This window comes from Paenibacillus sp. FSL P2-0173 (genome assembly GCF_038008045.1).
In the GTDB taxonomy this organism is placed as follows: domain Bacteria; phylum Bacillota; class Bacilli; order Paenibacillales; family Paenibacillaceae; genus Paenibacillus; species Paenibacillus polymyxa_B.
The window spans coordinates 488082-508489 of sequence record NZ_JBBOYK010000003.1 but is presented as its reverse complement, the minus strand read 5'-3'; the positions used below and the strand labels follow the sequence as shown (position 1 = coordinate 508489).

Here is a 20408-nt window from a genome sequence, read left to right as displayed (position 1 = left end):
AGTTATGATATAATCCTTATAAAGGAGCTGAGAATAATATGAATTTACATAATCAACGTGTCGTCGTGATTGGCGGCAGTGCAGGTATAGGGCTGGCAACAGCCATAGAAGCAGCAAAGCAAGGGGCAAGCATTGTGATCGCTGGGCGTTCCGCAGAAAAACTGGAGCAGGCGAAGAAGGTCATCCCTGCCGAATCGGTGGAAACCTTCCAACTGAATAATCAGATAGAGGAAGAGGTTCAAGCGTTTTTTGAAAAAGTTGGAGCATTCGACCATCTGTTTACACCGGGTGCCAGCTACACGCGTGGTCCGATCACGATAGATACGGAAAAGGCTAAAACCCCGTTCGAAGGGAAATTCTGGCCGCAATATTTTGCTGCCAAGCATGCGGTACCGCATATCTCCAAGGACGGCTCGATCGTCCTTATGTCCGGGGCTTTCAGTCAACGACCGATGGGGTTTGGTGCTACATATGGAGCGGCTAACGGCGCGATTGAAAGTTTGGGCAAGGCGTTGGCAGTAGAATTGGCCCCAGTACGGGTTAATGTCGTATCCCCTGGAACGATCAGGAGAGACGGCCCTGAGGGTGAGCAGCGGGCACAGGCTTTTGAGGAATACAAGGAAGTAACCTTGCTCCGTCGAGTGGGGTATAATGAGGAAATCGCACATACTGTGTTGTATCTGATGACGAACAAGTTTACCACCGGAAGCGTGCTGTTCCCAGATGGCGGTTATACGCTGATCTAATCCGACAGGCAGGAATCAATTTTTAAACAAAAACCGGTTCAACACCATACAAAGTGTTGAACCGGTTTTTTTATGATAACAGGCTTGCCTCTTGCAACTCTTTAGCTTTGCACATCTAACCCTTTATATTTTCGCAAAATACGTGGGTAAATCACTTTAGACCCGATGCATACCATCGCCAGCATGGCGAACAGCAAACCGCTCCACAGCGTCCCATGAATCCCCGCTCTGACCATAAACCACCCCCCTACCAGCGAGCCCAGTGAGACCCCTAGGTTAATAAACGAGATATAAAGACTGTTGGCAAACGCGGGAGCTTCTTTGGCCTCATCAATCACCCAAATCTGGGCGACAATCAGTCCGCTGGTATGAACGGCCCCCCACACGATAATGATGAAGAGCGTAGGGATAAATGAGGAACTGATCCCGTACAACAGCAAATAGGTGCCCCCCAAGGCTACTGGATGAAAAAGAGCGGTGCGTACCTTATGCAAGCCCATGAGCTTGCCAGCCAACAGATTGCCGAGCATTCCGCCGATGCCGAAAATAATAAGCAGAAAGCTGATAACATTGCTGCTCATCCCTGTATTTTGCCCCAAATATTCGGCAGAATAGCTATACACCGAGAACATGGCTGCAAAAATAAAAGTAGCCGCCCCGATATTGAGCCACAGCGATATTTTACGCAAAATGCCAAGCTGCTTCCGGTAGGAGAACATTTCGGCTTGTGGTGTATCCGGCAGCATAAATAGAATACCGATCCCCGCAATCCCATTCGCTACTGCAGTAAACCAGAAGGAGGCCTCGTATGAAAATTGATTGGCGATATAAGCCGTAATTGGAATACCGAGTACCATTCCCATGCTCGTGCCGAGGAAGGCTTTGGCGGAAGCTTGCGTTGCTTTTTCCGGGGGATACAACGCAGTGGCGGCGACAAAGGCAAGCGAGAAATACACCGGGTGAAACAGAGCCGGAATGATACGTAAAATCACTAGTAGATAAAAGTTGGATGTATAGGCTGACAGCAAGCTTGTTATGGCAAAAACAAACAACGACATTGTCATGATTCGCTTGCGGTTAAACCTGGACATCCATAGCACCATGAAGGGACCGAACAGCGCGATGATCAATGCAAATGAACTGACAAGAAACCCGGCCTGGGCTGCCGTAATATGAAAACGTTCAATGATGACTGGCAAAATGCCAACCACACCGAACTCGATCGTGTATACACCAAATAGGCCAAGCGCAATGAAAAGCAGGGGCTTACTATATTTCATTAGTTTCATTCCTTCTCCACTTCTTCCTGCTTTACGTCCTTGATTTTGCGTGCTAATATTTCATTAAATCATAAAATAATAAGGCGATATTCGGAATAATACATAATAATAATTGTGTTTTTGTAATATTACCTTGGACTTAAGGAGATGGATTTGATGGATCAAGTGGATCATAAAATTTTGTTGTGTCTACAAAACCAGGCGCGTATCTCCATGACCGAGCTGGGTAAGGAGGTTGGGCTTTCCCAGCCTGCCGTAACGGAAAGAGTGCGGCGCATGGAGGATAAAGGTATTATCGCCGGGTATCGTGCCATAGTTTCACATGAGAAAGTTGGAAAGCCGATCATGGCTCACGTGCTCGTGCATACGAATCAATGCAATTCATTTGTTGAGTTTTGCCAATCTGCACCCGAAGTCATTGAATGCCATAGAATCAGCGGTGAGCAAAATTACTTACTGAAAGTCATGGTTGAGTCTATGCTCAAGCTGGAGCAGTTCGGGGATGAGTGTGGAAAGCACGGGCACTCTACCACGTTAATTGTCCTGTCCTCGCCTGTAGACCATAAACATGTAACCCCCACTTTATTAGACCCTATTTGAGCTACCGTAAATGGCTTGGCAAAGCTCAGTTGTAAACGGACCTGACATCCCTTCGAATGCTGTATTGGTAAAGGCGACCACACTAAGTCTTAGTGTGGGATCAACGAACCACGAATGGCCGTAAGCTCCTCCGAGTCGCCACGTTCCGGGTGATTCTGCTGTTCCACTTTCGTCGGGATTTTGGAGTACGGTGAATCCTAGTCCAAAGCCCCGCCCCGGCCAGCCTGCCAAGGGAAGGTTCCCGGTCTGGATGGTGCCCATTTCACGGACCCATTCCTCTGAAAGTAACGGATTGCCGCCGTTTCGCAGTGTTTCCAGCAGCCGCAAGAAATCTTTTGCGCTGCCAATCATACCCGAGCCACCAGAGTGGAAAGCCGTGGAATCAAAGGCTCGTGCAGGCTGAAAACGAAGTCCTGCGGTGCCTTCAAAAACCTGCGCAACCTCAAGCTCACGCATCCGCCGGGGTTCTGATATATCGTTGACATAAGGAGCCGCAAGCCGTCCAGCATCCGCGACCGCGAAACTGGTGTCGTGCATATCGAGAGGTTCTGTAACGAGCTTTTTAACAGCTGCATCAAGGGTTGTGCCACATACACGGCTAATGATAGCGCCGAGCACATCAGTAGCAATCGAATATCCCCATGCTTTACCCGGTGTATATAACAGAGGCACAGAAGCCAAACGTTGCAAGTTCTCTTCCAGCGTAAGATTTGAAAAATCCATGCCATCTGATACGCCTGCACGATGATAGGGACCGCCGCCTTCTTCCTCTAAAAAGCCATAGGTCAACCCGGCAGTATGTGTCAGCAATTGGCGTACTGTAATGGAGGGCTGCTCACCACTGATTAATCGGGGGCGAAAATCGGGCAACCAGCGTTCAATAGATTCATCGAGCTTAATCAATCCTTGGGCTGCCAAAACCAAAGCCGCAGTCGATACAATCGGTTTGGATACAGAAGAAAGCCGAAATAAAGCATCCTCATGCATAGGACGTTGTTCTTCTCGATCAGCCAGCCCCGCCGCTCGGACATACACGGGTGAACCATCCATATATATCATGACGACTGCGCCGACCAGGCGCTTCTCGGCAAGGGTTTGATCTATAACTGCATTTACACGTCCGTCCAGACCAGCTTGTATCGCAAAAACTCTATTATCCAAACTCATAAATATCTCATCCTCTCTATGATCCAGCGGTTATCGCTTGATGGAACTTAGTTTACAGGATGGGAAGGCGACATTACATAAGGTAACAAAGGTGTTCAGTGAGTATTAACGTTAAAATAAAATTATATTAAAAGAATGGCTTTGGATTTAAATGAATGGGGTTTTACAAAAAGTTATACTGCGTTTTACAGTGGCTTTTTAAGTTGAGATACGTTGAAAATAGGTGGTAAAATTTACAACAAAGGGGTTTTATTTATTGAGGCTTGTATCGCGTAATAAGTTGGCTTGCTTGGTTGTCCTCGGAGGGATTTTGACTGTAATTGCTACAGGTTTTGGAGGGGATAAGGAAACTTATAAGCTTCCTGATAAGCCCAAAGAGGCTGCTGTCTCGACATTTTCAGAATATATGAACGCTTCTATGAGTCGCGATTACGATAAGATGCTTTCACTGTCTGATGATTATCGCTTTAAAACAGAACAGGCACGGCTTAACTTTCTAAAAGCTCAGGGAACACCGATTGATTATCGTATCGTGTCTGTGGATGATTCTAACCCTTCCAAGATTGTTGTTTCGTCGATAACGAAGTATGAGAATATGGAGTTACCTTCCATTAAGCATGTTCTTGCTTTTGAGGAAGGAAAGTACAAGCTACAAATGAGAAATGTTGTGATCAATATGATTCCTTCATCACCTGACTACAGAACGATCGAGTACGAGCCTGAGAAGGTAGACAATATTTTGGAAGATAATTTCAAGTGATTTTAATTTTTCAATTTTCTAATCAAACGGTCCAAGGCGTATCCAATAAGATACCAGAAAACTAGGGTAGTGAAGTAAACAATGGCTATGGGGATGTCTGCCTCTCGCACAAATCGAAATGATTCATACATCCAAACCAACGGACTAATAATAGCTAATAGTATATTGTAGTCGTCATACCCCGTAATATTTACAGTAATAACTAGACATGAGAGTAGGACCAGCCAAAAACGAAAAGATTTCATTGCCTATACCTCCGCAAGTGTATTTGTTGTTATAGACGAATCAAAAAGCTGGAAGTAGCATTTATTCCAAATTTATTTATTAAAATGTATTAAAAAGAACGATATTTCGATCCTATTTACTTGTCACGATTTTTAGACGTACGGTATTCGTGTGGTTTTGAGTGACGCTGGATTCTTTCAGACTTTTCGATTTGTGATATACTCTCGATATATGAATTGTATGGGATGGTGATGACTGAATGAATCGTACACACGATCTAGGCAAGCTAATCAAACTAACTGGAGATAGAGCAAAACTGGACGCTAAAGCAAATGGCACATATATTGTCTACAAAACGCCGGATGGTCAATTTGTTAAAGAGTACAGTAATGGTCAAGTCGAACGAATTAAAGAACAGGATATTTTATCATGAGTGAGCCGTTTGCTACTATGTTTGTATTCGCAGGAAACAACGGAAGTGGTAAGAGTACAATTCGTAATCTAATCGTTGATAAACTTGGTGTAAGTGTTAATATCGATCCAGATGCGTTAGCGCGAGGGATTGATCGTGAAAACCCTGATCGACACAAAGTATCGGCAGGAAAGGAAGCGATTAAGCTAGCGCGGGATTGTATAAGAAATAAACGAGATTTTACTGTAGAGACGACACTTGCTGGTGGCAATGTGATTCGACAAATGCGAGTGGCAAAAGAAAAGGGCTTTGAAGTTATTATGTTTTATGTGGGCCTTGGTGATTATCGTCTTAATATCGAGCGAGTTGCTGCACGAGTTCGAAATGGGGGTCACCACATTGATACCGCTGATATTATAAGACGGCATCAGACCTCACTGGACAATCTTCTCTTACATCTTAAACTTATCGATCATTTAATTGTCATTGACAACAGCAGCTCAGATGGCGTGATTGTATTGGAATCAGATAGTGAAACGATAAAACACCATGTGGCGTTGTTACCGGATTGGGTTAAAATCATTGATAGTTACTTACAAAATAAAAATACTGATCAAGAATAAACCGACAACTGTATGATTCAGTGATCGGTTTATTCTATATTTACATCGTATTGTGTCCACAATGTCAATTCGATGTGTATTGCACCTCAAAATGGGACCCGTTAGTAATAGACTGTTATTATTTTTCAACAGACTTTAGCGAGACGATGAACAGCACCCTGATCGTAGCGGCTTCTTCGGATTCTTTTTCTCTACACTTTTTTCACTGGACGTAACACTGCGTAGCCATATCCTTCTGGGAAATGCCGCTGATAATCCTGCTTCGTTTCCTCATCCCATTCATACCCCAGGCTGCTAGGGTCAAAGTTCCAAGCCTTCTCCTCCACCATTCTCATAACGTCTCCATTGTTTTTTAAATAATTAAAGGGCGGGTGAAAAAACACCAGGTAATCTGATTCGGGGATGTCCCGGCACTTCATTCCTGCGGGAATCTCTCCGGCATAGTCAGCGGCGACCGGTATTCCATAGAGATAGCCCTTCTGACCATCCTGATAGAACCAGCCCGCAGTTTGGCCCAATTGTTCGGGAAGCTTGAGATGAGACATGCTTTCCAATGTTCCGCAAATTTCATCACAATTGTGACCGTTTCTCCAGAAATCACCGTAGTTTCGTGAAGAAGTATCCCAAATTCCAATAAATTTGTGTGCTAGTATACGCTCGATTTTGACTTCAGCTTCTTGCAAATGATCCTTAACCATCTTATCCCGCTCCTTCAAATGGTAATGATAAGGAGAGAACACCTCAACGCGAATGGCTAACGGGATAGGTCGGGGCTCCTTCTGGTATACAGCCGGAGTTACCTCAAACGCTTTTACAAATGCCCGTGTAAAAGCCTCCTGTGAAGAAAACCCATACTTTACTGCAACATCGAGGATGCGGACATTGCTATCCCGGAGTTCCATTGCAGCACGGCTAATCCGGCGCATCCACACATAATCCCTTAACGTCATTCCTGTAAGAGAATGAAACTGTTTTGTACAGTAGTAAGGGGAGTAGCCTAACTGATTGGACATTCTCAACAACGAAGGTGCTGAAGTAAGATTATTATCAATCCAATCGATCATAAGCTGGACCATTTCGTTCCATTCGTACACGAGGGTTCCCTCCTTTCGACTCCATCTTAACAGCCGGAATACAGGAATATTTGACTTGAGTTGCATGCACTCTTTTGTATTCATGAAGCTTTAGTCAAGGGCTATGTTAGTCCTTGTTGTCTTGTTCTATTTTACTCCTCTACATAACGGATATATGGGCGTTGAAGGTACCTTTGATCAGACACGAAATAATATTGTTTGCCTATAACCAGAGGAGGGATCACAGACTTTGAGGAAATATATAATTCTTTATATTCACTTCCGTTAGAAGCATCTCTGTGTATGACCAAGTAATCATCTGTAGTTTTAACTAATTTAGCGGTTTCTGCTGAGTGATGACCTGAATAATAATAAATCCAGCTGAAAATCAGTGAAAAAAATATAATTCTTAAAATAGTTGCAGCCGTTTTATTCTTTGTAATCAACATTCGCGCAAACCTCCTATAATCCATTCTTTCATTTTATGTATGATTGGTTAATTAACCTGTTTATGTATATTGTAAGGTGTATGATCGGTTGACGAAAGTAACTTTCACACAAAAAGCCTATCTGCCAAAACAACGGCAGATAGGCTTTTATAACATAAACGTCCACTATACTTCGTGTTTATACGCAGTCTGTGCCTCTACATTACAATTGCACCGACCACATATTCCCTATTATCAGTTATCCCTACGCTGACGTGCGCGGGCTTCGCCGCCTTTACGGCCAGCTTCTTCCCTGCTCATTTTCCCGTCGCTATCACTCTGGTCTGAATTGCCACGGGCTTCACCGCCCTTGCGTCCGATTTCTTGATAGAAGTCCTTGTCATGGTTTTTGGAAGTGGCTTCGCCGCCTTTTTCACCGATTTCCTAGTAAAAGTCCTTGCCATGATTTTTGGAAGTGGCTTCGCCACCTTTTTCGCCAATATCCTGATAAAATTCTTTGTCGTGATTTTTAGCAGTAGCTTCTCCACCTAAACGTCCTGCTTCTTCGCGACTCAGTTTGCCATTTTGGTTGTTGTTAGCCATGTTCAATCACTCCTCATCGAATTTTAGTAAAGCGTGTTCGTGTATCTATTAACCTTCATGTCAGGAATTAAACATGTCTACCTTTTTGTGGAATCTGGTAAATAACTGGATATATTCGCCTCGATTAGCGTTCCCATGCTTCTGTGTTCAATTGTTGCTGGCGGGTAAATAATGCCGGATAAATGAACAGGCTGAGCAGCACGCTGGTCAAAATAGCAGAGGTCATGGTAGTGAATACGATTAGCAATTGCAAACGCACGGCGGCAATCGGATTGGCACCTGCGATGATTTGTCCGGTCATCATGCCGGGAAGCTGGACAAGCCCCAGCGTTTTCTGCCCCTCAATGGTTGGAATCATACTGGAACGTATGCAATCCTTGAGTATAGGGAAGATGGCTTGTCTAGGCGTGCCGCCTAGCGCCAGAATGAGCATGATTTCAGGCTTGCGCAGCAGAACTTCCGACTTGAGCCGGGACACCAGCAGGCTGGACAAAATCATGGAGCTGCCAATGATCATGCCGCTAATCGGAATCATATATCGGGCTGTCGCCGGAATAATATGCAGGCCAATCAGGAACGCCTGCGTAACGATTTCCACACACAGCAGCGTCAGGAATGACTTCCACATGAGACCGGGGATAAATCGTCCTTTGCGCGCAACATTTTGTGAGGCTACGGTAATCATGAGCAGAATGAATAATACGATAAATCCGTAGCTTTGCATCCCAAAAATCAAATGCAATACATATCCAATCGCCAGCAGTTGAACCGATGCTCTGATTGTAGCGATGATAATGTCTCGGTCCAGACCGAGTTTGAAGGATTTGGACATGACGATGGCGATAAATACAAAACCGAGAGAGAGAATCAAGGCAACAATCGTCATACCCATTCTCCTGCTACAAACCTGCGGGTCTCACTATGCTGTGGAGTATTAAAAAATGTCTCCGTATCCGCTTGTTCTACCAGTCTTCCGTCGATCATCAGCCATGTCTCGTGGCCTACCCTGCGGGCTTGTTCCATATGATGCGTAATCCAGATCATCGTTGTTCCCTCTTCTTTGTTCATTTGCAGCAGCAGTTCCTCAACCTCTTTGACCGAGGCGGGGTCCAGTGCAGAAGTAATCTCATCCAGCAGTAAAATATCCGGGCGGTTCGCGAGCGTCCGCACCAAGGCCAAGCGCTGTCTTTGTCCACCGGACAGTTCCTGCGCCTTTTGTTCCAACAGATCGTGGGTGAGTCCTACGCGTTCCAACAGGCCGGCAGGATCATCCAGCACTGTACCGTGCAGCCGTTCTACGGTTTGGAGATTGTACAGGACAGTTCCCTGAAGCATGGGGGCATCCTGAAAAACCAATGCTACTCTCCGTCTTAGTTCAGGGATCTCCCACTCCGATATCGGTTTGCCGAGGACACGGATGTCCCCTTCATCCGGTGTCATTAGGAGGTTGCACAGTGAAAGCAACGTGCTTTTACCAGACCCCGATGGACCGACCAACGTGGTGATTTTGCCGGGGGAAACTTTTGCCGTAATCCCGTTCAGAACAGCACGTTGCTGTCCAGACCCGGCGAAATATTTGATAATGTGATTGAATTCAATAGCTGGAAGTGGCTTGGATTCCATAGATATAGCTAGCTCCTTTGTAGGGGATCGAGAAAGGGATCAGATCCGTTCTATGATCTTATTTTTTTATTATATCAGTAATCACTGCTATGCTCTTCTATAAAGGTTCAATGCAGGCCGGCTGTTGTAAACGGCATCTTCTTTGTATAAACTAACAGGATTAGTTAAAATAGAATCTGGATCAATTCTGTATAGGTATAAGGAACCGGATTACATAGAAATTCGATGAAAGGAGACAGGATGATGTCACCTAGAAACGGAGTAAAGTTGCAAGATATCCTGCGGGCTGCCGAGGACATTGCCAATGAACAAGGGATGGGGGATGTCACGCTCACCACGCTGGCTCAAAAACTCCACATTCGCCCTCCGTCCTTGTATAACCACGTGAACGGATTGAACGGACTGCGCCAAGTACTGGCATTGCACAGCCTCGAACAGTTGGAGGAAGCTTTGATGAGCGCAGCGGTGGGTAGAGCGGGCGAAGATGCGCTGACCGCTATGGGGAAGGCGTATATGCGGTATGCTCGGGAGCGACCCGGTTTGTATGAAGCGATGCTGTATGCAACAGATCGAAATGATACCGAAATGAGGCAGGCTGCGGATCGCGTGGCCGAGCTGGTCATTACCGTCCTGTCCAGTGGTTATGGCTTCAAGGAAGAAGATTGCATTCATGCAGCGAGGGGATTCCGTAGTCTGCTTCATGGATTCGCCTCGCTTGAACAAAAGGGCGGCTTTGGTTTACCTGTGGAGGTGGACCGGAGTATTGAGGTGATGATGGCTACCTTTTTGGCAGGTCTGCGTGTGCGGCAAAAGCGAGATGTCGAGCTTACCAAAGAAGTCTGATTTCAACCTGATGCAGCTAACATGATTGCGTCGCAGACCCGAAGGGTAGAATACATCTGTATAATGTAGATGAGAGACTGCGAATACAGGAGGGGTATGAGTGAACGTACTGGTGATTGGTGCAAATGGAAAAGTAGGCAGACATCTTATCCGTCTATTGGGGCAAAATGAATCGCATCGCGTAAAGGCGTTGATCCGAAATTCGGATCAGGCCGAAGCGCTTGAACGTTTGGGAGCAGAAACGGTGGTAGCTGACCTCGAAGGGACGGTTGGCGAAATTGCCGCAGCTATAAAAGGCAGCGATGCTGTCGTATTTACAGCAGGCTCCGGTGGGAAAACAGGTGCAGATAAAACGCTGCTTATCGACCTGGATGGAGCGGTCAAGGCGATGGAAGCCGCCGAACAAGCAGGTATCCAACGCTTCGTTATGGTCAGCGCCCTACATGCAGAGAATCGAAAGAAGTGGCCCGAATCCATTAAACCGTATTATGTGGCGAAGCATTACGCTGACCGCCTGTTGGAAGCGAGCAACCTAAACTACACGATTCTTCGCCCGGGTGGCCTGACGGATGATGTGGGCGCCGGCAAAGTTGCTACCGGTGAGGAGCTCACCAGCCACACCATTTCCCGTGAAGATGTGGCGGCAGCGGTGGTAGCAGCGCTGGAGGAACAGCAGACGTATCATCGTGCAATTAATCTGGTGTCTGGCAGTACGCCTATTGCTGAGGCAATCAGGCTGTAATTACGGATGAAGTTGTTGCACAGAGGACGCTTATAAATGACAAAAAAGCGAGAAGACGGCCATCCATGGTCATCTTCTCGCTTTAATAATTTTACAGCTTGGTTGGATCAATTCCTTTTGGGAATGTTTCTTCAAAGCTATGCTTTTTCTCGTATAAGTTGTACCAAGCTTCTGCGATGATATCTGGATCTCCTGCCGTACCAGCTTGTATGAAAGTGCCGATTGAAAGGTGTCCTACAAAAACTCCTTTTTCTTTCAGTTCATTATGCAGGTTAGTCGCATAGTTTCGAAGGCCGGACATCACGATACCACCATTCCCAAGACTGGGCAAAGGGAACATGGCAGATATGCCCGTTGTAAATAGAATCGCGCCTGAACCATTGCTGATCATGTCAGGCAATACTTCATTGACGGATAGAACTGCAGGAAGCACAATGCTGTTGACTTGTTCCAAGACGCTTGCGGGCGTTGTTTCTAAAATATCTGTGAAATTACTCCATCCTGCATAAGGACTGAATTCGAGTACATCAATACTGCCTAAGTCTTTTTTAGCAGCCAGTAAGGCTTGTTTTAAAGCGTTCAAATCCGTAATATCCGCGACATAAGAGCGCGCTACAATATTCAGGCTTTTTAGTTCATTTGTGATGATTTCCAATTTTTCTGTATTACGAGAAACTAAAGCTACCTTAAACCCTTGCGCCCCGAATTTTTTCGCGATAGATAAACCTAACCCGAGTCCTGCACCAATTATTGCAATAGTTTTCATCTTATATGAACTCCTTATTTGTGGTATATTTTAAAGCAACATATGTTGTTTTAGTAAGTATAAGCCCGCTTAATATATGGAACAACCAACAATTAAATGAGAATGTTGTTATAGAAACAAAAATAGAAATGTGCCAAATAAGGAGGGCAGAACGTGGGGACAAAAGTAAAAAATATGCGAATGACACATACAAAGAGATCATTGATTAACGCTTTTGTTAATTTAGTGAATGAAAAGGATTTTGAAAAGATAACAATAGCAGATCTAACAAAAGGGGCCCAAGTGAATCGTGCTACATTTTATGCACATTTTAATGATAAGTACGAAATGTTGGATTACATGATTGACGACTCTGCTTCGAACGTCATTGAAAAACGAACATTAGGAGTAGTAGAGTTCGATCAGGACACCATAAATCAACTCGTTCTAGCAGTATGTGACTTTCATCAACAACCGAAAATTCAATGTCGTCGTAGCTATTTAAGTCTTGCGCCTCTGTTGAAAGAAAAAATGTTAATTGAGCTGAAAAAATATTTAGTGAAAAGTTTAGATAACATATGTACAGACTCAGAGAAGAGTTTTTATGTACCTATTTATGCCAATATCATACATGAGGCTGGTTATTTATGGGCATCTGGAAATACTCCGTTTGATAAAGAGGAAATAGCCAAGAAGGCTTCGTTATTAATAACAGGAGGAAAAGGTTAATTCTTGTTGTGAGAGGCATCCCCGGGGGCAGAGTCCTGGGGATGCTTTTTGCTGTTTTCTCAGTATGATTGTCCCCGTAGCAGTTCCAGCTCCAACTCCGGCTGAATAGCAGCAAAAATATTTGCTTAAAACTAATTATATTATTTATAATACTAATATGATTAGTTTATAATTAAGACAAGGAGATGAGCTAAAATGCGTATTGTTCAGGTGCAGCATGTGTATCAATTGACGTTTATGCCCCGGCTGTTCCCAGTGAACTGTTATTTGGTGGAGGAGAAAGAGGGGCTCACCTTGGTAGATGCCGGATTGCCATACAGTACCCGTGGTATAGCGCAGGCTGCGGCGCAGATCGGGCAGCCGATTATTCGAATTGTACTTACCCATGCCCATGGGGATCATGTGGGTGCGTTGGATAAGCTCAAGGCAAGGTATCCTGACGCGCAAGTGTTCATTTCAAGGCGGGACGAACCGCTGCTACAGGGCGATGTATCGTTGGAGGCAGGAGAACCGGATACTCCTATTCGAGGCGATGTACCGAAGCATATCCTTACCCAGCCTGACGTTTTACTGGAGGATGGGGATCATGTAGGTTCGCTGTTGGCGATCAGCGCACCAGGACATACGCCGGGCTCGATGGCATTTTTGGATACTCGTACCCGTGCGTTGATTGCAGGCGACGCCTTCCAGACCCGAGGTGGTATAGCGGTATCGGGAAGGCTTAAGCCGCTGTTTCCTTTTCCGGCACTGGCTACCTGGAACAAGGGAATTTCGCTGAAAAGCGCCAAAAAGCTGCTGAGTTTCAATCCATCTTTATTAGCTGTCGGTCACGGTAACATGCTGAAGCATCCACAATCTCAGCTGGAAAGGGCGATTATGGAGCTGGAACGACAAACTTCAGTGTGATGATTCGGTATTCAGCCAACATTCAGCCAGAACTCACAAAGTCCTAAGCTAAGGCAGATACAATATGGGAAAATAGAAACAGAGAGAGGTGCATCGGATTTGAACGTTTGGAAAGCGAACGGTCTGAAATATATACTTCTATTTAGTCTCATATTGTGTGCTGTCGCTAGTGTCGTTTCGTTATGGAGTTATTCAGGTAGTTCTGCGTCCCAGTCTGCGGCTGTTAGACAGGGCCCATCCGGCGGGTTCGGAGGAGGAAGCGGACCTGGTGGAGGTATGGGAGGACCGGGGCAAACTACCAACTCCTCCACTGAGGGAACATCGACATCGGGTGACAAAGGTACAACGGCCGGGAATGATACGTCTTCGGGCGGCAGTGGTGTTGCCAGAGACGGACAGCACAGAGGGCCCGGTGGCATGTCTGGTAACGGATCTGGCATGGGCGGTCCTGGCGGTGGTATGGGTGGTGGAAGAAGTGGCAACTCCTCATCTGCTTATGCTACTCCGCTGGCGATTTTCGCCGCTTTGTTCTTCGGTGCATTCGTGTTTATTGCATACCGTTTTCGGGCTCGTGAATGGAAGCTCGGGGAACGTAATCGGGGACTGATGCTGTGGACAGTGCTGGGTGTGGGGTTCTTTTTAAGAATGGCGATCGCCCCATGGATCTCGGGTCATATGGATTTAATGCTATTCCGGAACTGGGCTACGACAGCAGCGGATAGCTTATCGGGCTTTTACACGAACGGATCAAGTGATTATCCGCCGTTCTATATTTATATTTTATATGTGATCGGTCAAATCGGCTCTACGGATGCTTTCAGTCCCTACATGTCCGTACTGCTGCGGCTTCCCAATATATTAGCCGATATCGTGACAGCGTACATGCTGTACCGGTTGGCAAGCAAACGGGTCGGCTATGGAATAAGCCTTGGATTGGCTATATTCTACGTGTTTAACCCAGCTGTATTTATCAATTCGACCTTCTGGGGGCAGGTGGATTCTTTCTTTACTATGCTGATTGTGGGCATGATTGTGCTGCTTGTGGAAAACCGGGTCGGCTGGTCAGCCGTATTGTTTACGGTAGCCGTATTGATGAAGCCGCAGGGAATTATTTATGGGCCTGTTTTGTTCTTTGAGCTGCTGAGACAACGTAAAATACAGCCTTGGCTGTTGTCCATTGGCGGTGCCGTTGTGACGACCATTCTGGTCATATTACCATTTTCGTGGGGGCAGGAGCCGTTATGGCTACTTGACCTATACAAGGGAACGGTCGGCGAGTATCCGTATGCTTCGGTGAACGCATATAATTTCTTTGCACTGATCGGTGGCAATTATACGCAGGACACTACAACATTGTTCCTGTTCAGTTACCATACATGGGGTATGATCTGCATTGTGCTGGTGACTCTGTTTACGTGGTGGATGTATATCCGCAGTCGCAAACCACAATTTACAGCGGCAGCTGCACTGGTGCTCATTGCAGGTGTATTTACCTTCGCTTCCAGCATGCATGAACGGTACTTGTTCCCTGCGGCCGCGTTAGCTGTACTGGCGTATCTGTATTTACGAGACCGCAGATTTTTGTGGCTTGCGGGTGGATTCAGTCTTACGATTTTCCTAAACACCTTCGATATTTTCTATAGCTCCAACTCTCGGGATCAATACGGTATTATTTTGTGTGTGACATCATTGTTGAATGTGTTGTTGTTTGGGTATTTGGTCAAAGTAGTGTGGGATTGCTCCAAATCGACCACGATTGAGACTGCCCCTCCCAAGGACATGCTTCCATCGGAGTCACCTTCAGGGAAACTTATATGGGGTGCGTCTTCCCCAAGTGTGAACACAACAATTGATAGTTAGTGGAGTATAAAATATGCTAAAAAACCGCCCTTTAACGAAATGGAAGTGGTTGATAGATCAACTGCAATCCATAAGTTAAAGAAGCGGTTTTTTGTTGTCCTCATGTTAGAGTAACATTGTATCTATGTGTCTCAATCCATATATTCGTTCAGTTTCTGTACATCGCAGATGGTAATCTCTCTTGTACCCTTGCTATGAATAATCCCCAGCTGTTCAAATTTTCCGAATTTGCGACTGATGGTTTCGCGGGTGACACCCACATAATTAGCCATTTCCTCGCGTGAAAGGGGGAGATTTATTTTAATGTAGGAACCATCCGGCTTGCCGTATTTATGTCCAAGCTCAAGAATCATGTAGGCGATGCGGATTTCCGGGTCTTTGGTAGCTAGGCTTTGAGCCAGGTTTTCGGTATGTGCCAAGCGTTTAGTAATGGTTTTGAGCAGCTTCAAAGAGATATCGGGATTGTCGCGGATCAACTGCTCCATATCATCCTTGGTGAGCATACAAATATCAGTATCTTTTAAGGCATACGCACTAAAGTTACTCAGCTCATCGCTGTTAAAAATATTCAACTCGCCAAAAAAATCACCAGTTGTCAGAATGTGCAGAATTTGCTCCTTGCCCTGAGGCGTCATCTTCAGCAGCTTGACATGCCCGCTTTTAATAATGTACAGCGTATCGGAAGCCTGCTCCTCCACAATCAAGGCCTCGCCTTTCTGGTATTTTCGGTGTCGGATCATGGAGCTGACCTTACACAAATCTTCGCAGGACAAAGAGGAAAAGATAGGCACTTTGCGGGCACAGGGCTCCTTTTCGCACTGGCAGGGGCAGGACATCTCATTCACATTCATTCACTCCATTCATAAACCGGAAACTACAGGTTATAGCGCATGGTTGTTATTCTGTATCATCTATTGGGGCAAAATGACTTTGATCCTCACCACAGACTGGACAAACCCAGTCTTCTGGAAGATCCTCAAACGCTGTACCGGGCATAACGTCTTCATCGGGGTCACCGATAGCAGGATCATAAATGTATCCACAGGGCTGACATACATATTTTTTCATCTCTAGTTCTCCTTGTCATTCAAAATTTTTGTAAGCTCTGGCGCGTCCGGTTTGAGTCCCTGCATGATGGCTGTTTTGTATGGTAGTGAAGCAAGGGCATCTCCAAAGCCAATCACGCCGCAGATAGAGCCGTCTTGTATGAACATACGTGTATAAGAAGCTTGATTTTTAGTAATCAGGCTGGTGTCGCAGACTTGTTCATCTACTAGACCGATGGAAAAGAGAGGAGATTCATAGCAGTTCGAAAGGGTTACAGGGAGGGGACGCTGATAGCTGACGGATGCGCCCGCCATATTAGCGCCTGCTATTTTTCCCTGCTCCATTGCGCTTTCCCATAGCCCATCTACTCTACTCTGAAATTCGGCTGCATCACCTGCTGCATAGATATTGGCGGAGCTGGTCTCCATCTGCGCATTCACTAGAATGCCTTGTCCAATATCAAGGCCGATTTGGCGAGCAAGCTCCGTATTCGGTACAATTCCGATAGAGTACACGACATGCTCGCAGGGGATAACAGAGCCGTCCTGTAGTTCCACACCTTCTACGTGATCTGTGCCTTTAATACGTTTTACGCCTTGCCCAAGGAGTACTTGAGTACCCTGTTCGGTCATCCGATCGGTCAAAATAGCGGAGGCCTTTTCATCTAGCTGACGGGGGATAAGCCGATGCGAAGCTTCCAGTATGGTTACAGCATATCCTGCTTGCTGGAAGGACCAGGCGGTTTCCACGCCTTGAATACCGCCGCCGATGATACATATCCGGTCTCCCTGTCGCAATTCCGCTTTAAGGCGATCTGCATCTTGTCGAAAACGGATATTGTGAACGTTCCTTAGAGAAGCCCCATCCAGCACAAGCTTACGGTTGTGAGCTCCTGTACACAGCAGCAGCTTGTCATAAGCAACGGTTTGTCCATCTATTGTTTTGATAGTACAATCCTCTGGATGTATCTCGGTTATCTTGATGCCGGAATACACATGAATTCGTTGATTGGCAAACCATTTTTCCTTTTTGATCAGGATTTTGTCGCTGTGCAAATCAGTGAATAGTCCCTTGGAAAGTTTGACTCTGTTATACGGAAAGGATGCTTCCTCCCCGTAAATAGAAATTTCGGCCAGATCATCATGATCTCTAATCGCTTTTGCCGCGTTGACGGCGGCGACACTGCCTCCGATAATAACGTAATGTTGGTTACCCATTCAGTATCTCTCCTATTCGCTATACGCTACTGTGTTTTAAATAACACTAAGCAGTAGATCTGAGACAAATTCAGCGGCATTTTTAATTTTTTTCACTTTTTCAACTTCTGTAGGAGAGAAACGAATACGCACCGGGAATTCCACATGGGTCATACCCGTTGATTTGATTACATCTGAAGTGCTTTGGACCTTCATATTAGTACCATTCAAGTAATCCTGTACAACTTCAATGGCTTCCCCGCTCCAGCCGTAGGAACCAAAGGCAGCAGCCAGCTTGCCTTCCAGATTCATCTTTTGCATTTGTTGCAATAGGTCTTCCAATTTGCCTGTCATGTCGGCATATTTGGTAGAGCTACCGACGAAAACAGCATCTGCTGAGGCAATACTCTTCAATATTTCCGTTCCATCCGCTTTATCCACGTCCCATAGCTCCACCTTGATTTGGTTCTCCAAAAAGCAGTCTTTCAGGATGTTTGCCATTTTTTTAGTGTTATTTTTGAGGGTGGCATAGACAATCGCTACTTTTTTATCCTCCTTGGTTTCGGTACTCATAGAGGCGTACAAATCAATAAACTTGGCAATATCATGTCGGATCGCGAAGCCGTGGGAAGGTGCAATCATCTCAATTTCCAGATCGGCAACAGCTTCGATTAATGTGCGCACATATCTGCGATGTGGATGAATAATAGCCTGATAGTATCCGATAAAGTCCTCGGTGATATCAAAACCAGCCTCATCAGCAAATAGATGCTCTACAGCCACGTGTGTACTGAAAATATCGCAAGGGAACAAGATTTTATCTTCTATACAATACGTAATCATGGTTTCTTCTGTATGCAGATAAGGAGTTTCTTTGAATAGCAGCGTTTTGCCTCCAATGTCCAGTTGATCCCCATCCTTGATTACGAGGAAGTTGCGATGCTGAAGCTTGTACATTTGTTGAATTTCCGGAACGGCAATCTCAGTGCAGACAATCGTAGCGTTCGTTGCCTTGGAAGCAAGTGCCGCCAATCCGCCCGAGTGATCTGGTTCCGTGTGATTGACGATGATATATTGAATATCCAATGGATCGATCAATTCGGTTACAGCTTCGGCAAATTCTCTACCGAACGCCATATCTACGGTATCCACAATGGTTGGTTTTCCAGTTTTCAATAGATATGCATTATAGGTTGTACCCTTTGATAGTAGAAGACGATGAAAGGGAACCTCACGATTATCAATTTTTCCTACCCAATAAATATCCTTTGCCAGCTTGAATCCAGGCTTCATATGGAATAACCTCCTGCTTGTTTTGTTTATCTAACACAATTTGATTCTAGTTGGATGTGTCGATGAAAAAGATGATTGAAATCAAATTTTTAAATATTTTAAAAGTATTTTTACTTAAATTTAGTTTTGTGATTGCAATCACAAGGCGAGCGAAATAATCCAATACAATAAAGGTATTAATCCATCTTAAGCAAATTTAATTTCAAACAGGAGCGTGAACTAATATGAAAAAATCAAACCTCATTCAATTTCAGGAATATAAAGAAGCTGGGTTTACAAAACGAATTATGCATAAGGAAGCCGACAATGTAATTTTTATTCTCAACTTTACTCCTAATGCCGAGCTACCAACACATAATCACCCAGGAGCGAATGTATATTTGCTTGTTCTTGAAGGCAGCGGGACTGTAACTGTGAACGGCGAAGCAACGGAAGTTGTCCAAGGGGATATCATTCATGTTACGGGAGATGAGCACTTTTCCTATCGTGGCGGTGCAGAGGCGAATTCCAGTCTGCATGTGGTGTTGACCCAAACGCCAAGTGAAAGCTATGCGCAGAACATATAAAAGAGGACACAGCAGCAACATGCTCATATAAAAAAAAGAAAATGGTTATTTTTTTTCACTCGTATTGATAATGAATATCATTATCAAATTTTAAGAAGAGGTGTTAATAGCCAATGCAGACAGTAGATTACAAACAGGTGCCAGGGCACTGGATATTAGCAAGTCTCGGTAAGCGCGTGCTTAGGCCCGGAGGGTTAAAAACAACACGTTGGATGATAGAGGGACTTGACGTAACCGGGCAGGATGAGGTTATTGAGTTTGCCCCCGGATTGGGTATAACTGCCCAAATCACACTGCGGCTTAATCCCCGTCGTTATATTGCGATTGAACAGAATGAGAAGGCGGCTTCTATCGTAAAAACGTATGCAAGCGGAGCAAACCGGGAAGTTATTATTGCCGATGCTGAACAGGTTCCGTTGCCGGATGCCTCTGCGACGGTGGTATATGGGGAAGCCATGCTGACGATGCACACAAGAGCCAAGAAAGCGCAGATTATTTCGGAAGCCAGGCGGCTTTTGAAAACGGGCGGGAAGTATGCTATTCATGAGATGTGCCTTGCTTCTAACCATATTGAGCCTGCGCTCAGAAAACAAATTTACAAGGATTTGGCTACAGCCATGAGAGTTAATGCGACACCGTTGACGGTGTCAGAGTGGGAACAGCTGCTGAAAGAGGAAGGCTTTAAGGTCGTTAAAATCTATACGGTTCCCATGCACTTATTGCATCTGCCACGTATCATTCAGGACGAGGGCTGGTTGAGATTTGGAAAAATAGCCTTTAACCTTATGCGTAACCATGCTGCCCGGACAAGGGTTATGGGTATGCGCAAGCAGTTTGTAAAGTACGCCGACCATCTGCAAGCGGTCAGTATCATCGCTGAGCGATAGCCTGAATTCACGAATAAGAGAATTATAAAAGCTTTCTACGCAATAGCAAAAAAG

The 20408-nt window shown here is 45.3% G+C and carries 23 protein-coding genes and 1 pseudogene; 12 read left to right on the top strand and 12 right to left on the bottom strand.

The window, feature by feature from the left end; genetic code table 11:
* The first annotated feature begins 38 nt into the window (after positions 1–38).
* The gene (locus MKX30_RS18710) at positions 39–746 is read left to right on the top strand and encodes an SDR family oxidoreductase (RefSeq protein WP_069081059.1); all 708 of its coding nucleotides are present in this window, start codon (positions 39–41) and stop codon (positions 744–746) included.
* 101 nt (positions 747–847) lie between these two features.
* Here the strand turns inward: MKX30_RS18710 and MKX30_RS18705 are convergent, their stop codons facing one another.
* Positions 848–2026, bottom strand: a complete 1179-nt coding sequence (locus MKX30_RS18705) for an MFS transporter (RefSeq protein ID WP_069081072.1) — start codon at positions 2024–2026, stop codon at positions 848–850.
* Positions 2027–2182: 156 nt separating this feature from the next.
* Between MKX30_RS18705 and MKX30_RS18700 the strand changes: the two genes are divergently transcribed.
* Positions 2183–2626, top strand: coding sequence for an Lrp/AsnC family transcriptional regulator (locus MKX30_RS18700; protein WP_028540848.1), 444 nt, complete (start codon positions 2183–2185; stop codon positions 2624–2626).
* On the opposite strand, the gene MKX30_RS18695 is transcribed toward MKX30_RS18700, so the two are convergent.
* Complete coding sequence (locus tag MKX30_RS18695) at positions 2612–3793, bottom strand: serine hydrolase domain-containing protein (protein WP_069081061.1); 1182 nt, start codon at positions 3791–3793, stop codon at positions 2612–2614. The two genes, MKX30_RS18700 and MKX30_RS18695, sit on opposite strands and share 15 nt — an antisense overlap.
* Positions 3794–4049: 256 nt before the next feature.
* On the opposite strand from MKX30_RS18695, the gene MKX30_RS18690 reads away from it, so the two are divergent.
* From MKX30_RS18690 to MKX30_RS18680, 3 genes are all read left to right on the top strand, one after another.
* Complete coding sequence (locus MKX30_RS18690; protein WP_341063231.1) at positions 4050–4553, top strand: hypothetical protein; 504 nt, start codon at positions 4050–4052, stop codon at positions 4551–4553.
* A gap of 484 nt (positions 4554–5037) precedes the next feature.
* Entirely contained in the window at positions 5038–5211 is a 174-nt protein-coding gene (locus tag MKX30_RS18685; protein ID WP_023990932.1) for a hypothetical protein, read from the top strand.
* Positions 5208–5813 (top strand): zeta toxin family protein, encoded by a 606-nt coding sequence (locus MKX30_RS18680; protein ID WP_028540845.1) that lies wholly within the window; start codon positions 5208–5210, stop codon positions 5811–5813. Before MKX30_RS18685 ends, MKX30_RS18680 begins: the two co-directional genes overlap by 4 nt.
* Before the next feature lie 191 nt (positions 5814–6004).
* Here the strand turns inward: MKX30_RS18680 and MKX30_RS18675 are convergent, their stop codons facing one another.
* From MKX30_RS18675 to MKX30_RS18655, 5 genes and pseudogenes are all read right to left on the bottom strand, one after another.
* Positions 6005–6907 carry a helix-turn-helix transcriptional regulator gene (locus tag MKX30_RS18675; protein WP_341063230.1) on the bottom strand — a complete coding sequence of 301 codons (903 nt, stop codon included), beginning with the start codon at positions 6905–6907 and terminating at the stop codon, positions 6005–6007.
* Between the two features lie 131 nt (positions 6908–7038).
* Positions 7039–7335 (bottom strand): hypothetical protein, encoded by a 297-nt coding sequence (locus MKX30_RS18670; RefSeq protein ID WP_053326380.1) that lies wholly within the window; start codon positions 7333–7335, stop codon positions 7039–7041.
* A 234-nt stretch (positions 7336–7569) separates the two neighbouring features.
* Positions 7570–7917: pseudogene (locus MKX30_RS18665) on the bottom strand (KGG domain-containing protein).
* Between the two features lie 124 nt (positions 7918–8041).
* Positions 8042–8803 (bottom strand): ABC transporter permease, encoded by a 762-nt coding sequence (locus MKX30_RS18660; RefSeq protein WP_025724094.1) that lies wholly within the window; start codon positions 8801–8803, stop codon positions 8042–8044.
* A complete protein-coding gene (locus tag MKX30_RS18655) occupies positions 8800–9540 on the bottom strand; it encodes an ABC transporter ATP-binding protein (protein ID WP_341063229.1) in 741 nt (246 codons plus the stop codon). Before MKX30_RS18655 ends, MKX30_RS18660 begins: the two co-directional genes overlap by 4 nt.
* A gap of 243 nt (positions 9541–9783) precedes the next feature.
* Between MKX30_RS18655 and MKX30_RS18650 the strand changes: the two genes are divergently transcribed.
* Positions 9784–10383, top strand: a complete 600-nt coding sequence (locus tag MKX30_RS18650) for a TetR/AcrR family transcriptional regulator (RefSeq protein WP_053326378.1) — start codon at positions 9784–9786, stop codon at positions 10381–10383.
* A 100-nt stretch (positions 10384–10483) separates the two neighbouring features.
* Positions 10484–11125: an SDR family oxidoreductase gene (locus MKX30_RS18645; protein WP_071558063.1), complete on the top strand. Its 642-nt coding sequence runs from the start codon at positions 10484–10486 to the stop codon at positions 11123–11125.
* Between the two features lie 91 nt (positions 11126–11216).
* On the opposite strand, the gene MKX30_RS18640 is transcribed toward MKX30_RS18645, so the two are convergent.
* Positions 11217–11891: an SDR family NAD(P)-dependent oxidoreductase gene (locus MKX30_RS18640; RefSeq protein ID WP_023990923.1), complete on the bottom strand. Its 675-nt coding sequence runs from the start codon at positions 11889–11891 to the stop codon at positions 11217–11219.
* A 153-nt stretch (positions 11892–12044) separates the two neighbouring features.
* Here MKX30_RS18640 and MKX30_RS18635 point away from each other — a divergent pair, with 153 nt between their 5' ends.
* The 3 genes from MKX30_RS18635 (at position 12045) to MKX30_RS18625 (ending at position 15365) form a co-directional block, all read left to right on the top strand.
* A complete protein-coding gene (locus MKX30_RS18635) occupies positions 12045–12599 on the top strand; it encodes a TetR/AcrR family transcriptional regulator (RefSeq protein WP_023990922.1) in 555 nt (184 codons plus the stop codon).
* 195 nt (positions 12600–12794) lie between these two features.
* Positions 12795–13505 carry an MBL fold metallo-hydrolase gene (locus tag MKX30_RS18630; protein ID WP_076264552.1) on the top strand — a complete coding sequence of 237 codons (711 nt, stop codon included), beginning with the start codon at positions 12795–12797 and terminating at the stop codon, positions 13503–13505.
* Positions 13506–13604: 99 nt separating this feature from the next.
* Positions 13605–15365 (top strand): glycosyltransferase 87 family protein, encoded by a 1761-nt coding sequence (locus tag MKX30_RS18625; protein WP_341063228.1) that lies wholly within the window; start codon positions 13605–13607, stop codon positions 15363–15365.
* Between the two features lie 131 nt (positions 15366–15496).
* Here MKX30_RS18625 and MKX30_RS18620 read toward each other — a convergent pair whose 3' ends face one another.
* The 4 genes from MKX30_RS18620 to MKX30_RS18605 all read right to left on the bottom strand — a co-directional run bounded on the left by MKX30_RS18620 (position 15497) and on the right by MKX30_RS18605 (position 18901).
* Entirely contained in the window at positions 15497–16201 is a 705-nt protein-coding gene (locus MKX30_RS18620; RefSeq protein ID WP_028540837.1) for a Crp/Fnr family transcriptional regulator, read from the bottom strand.
* Positions 16202–16262: 61 nt separating this feature from the next.
* The gene (gene rd, locus MKX30_RS18615; protein WP_007432984.1) at positions 16263–16433 is read right to left on the bottom strand and encodes a rubredoxin; all 171 of its coding nucleotides are present in this window, start codon (positions 16431–16433) and stop codon (positions 16263–16265) included.
* 2 nt (positions 16434–16435) lie between these two features.
* Complete coding sequence (locus MKX30_RS18610) at positions 16436–17629, bottom strand: NAD(P)/FAD-dependent oxidoreductase (protein ID WP_075154917.1); 1194 nt, start codon at positions 17627–17629, stop codon at positions 16436–16438.
* Between the two features lie 36 nt (positions 17630–17665).
* Positions 17666–18901, bottom strand: coding sequence for an FprA family A-type flavoprotein (locus MKX30_RS18605; RefSeq protein ID WP_053326373.1), 1236 nt, complete (start codon positions 18899–18901; stop codon positions 17666–17668).
* A 224-nt stretch (positions 18902–19125) separates the two neighbouring features.
* Between MKX30_RS18605 and MKX30_RS18600 the strand changes: the two genes are divergently transcribed.
* Positions 19126–19467 (top strand): cupin domain-containing protein, encoded by a 342-nt coding sequence (locus MKX30_RS18600; RefSeq protein WP_053326372.1) that lies wholly within the window; start codon positions 19126–19128, stop codon positions 19465–19467.
* A gap of 113 nt (positions 19468–19580) precedes the next feature.
* Positions 19581–20354 (top strand): class I SAM-dependent methyltransferase, encoded by a 774-nt coding sequence (locus MKX30_RS18595; protein WP_028540834.1) that lies wholly within the window; start codon positions 19581–19583, stop codon positions 20352–20354.
* Positions 20355–20408 lie beyond the last annotated feature (54 nt).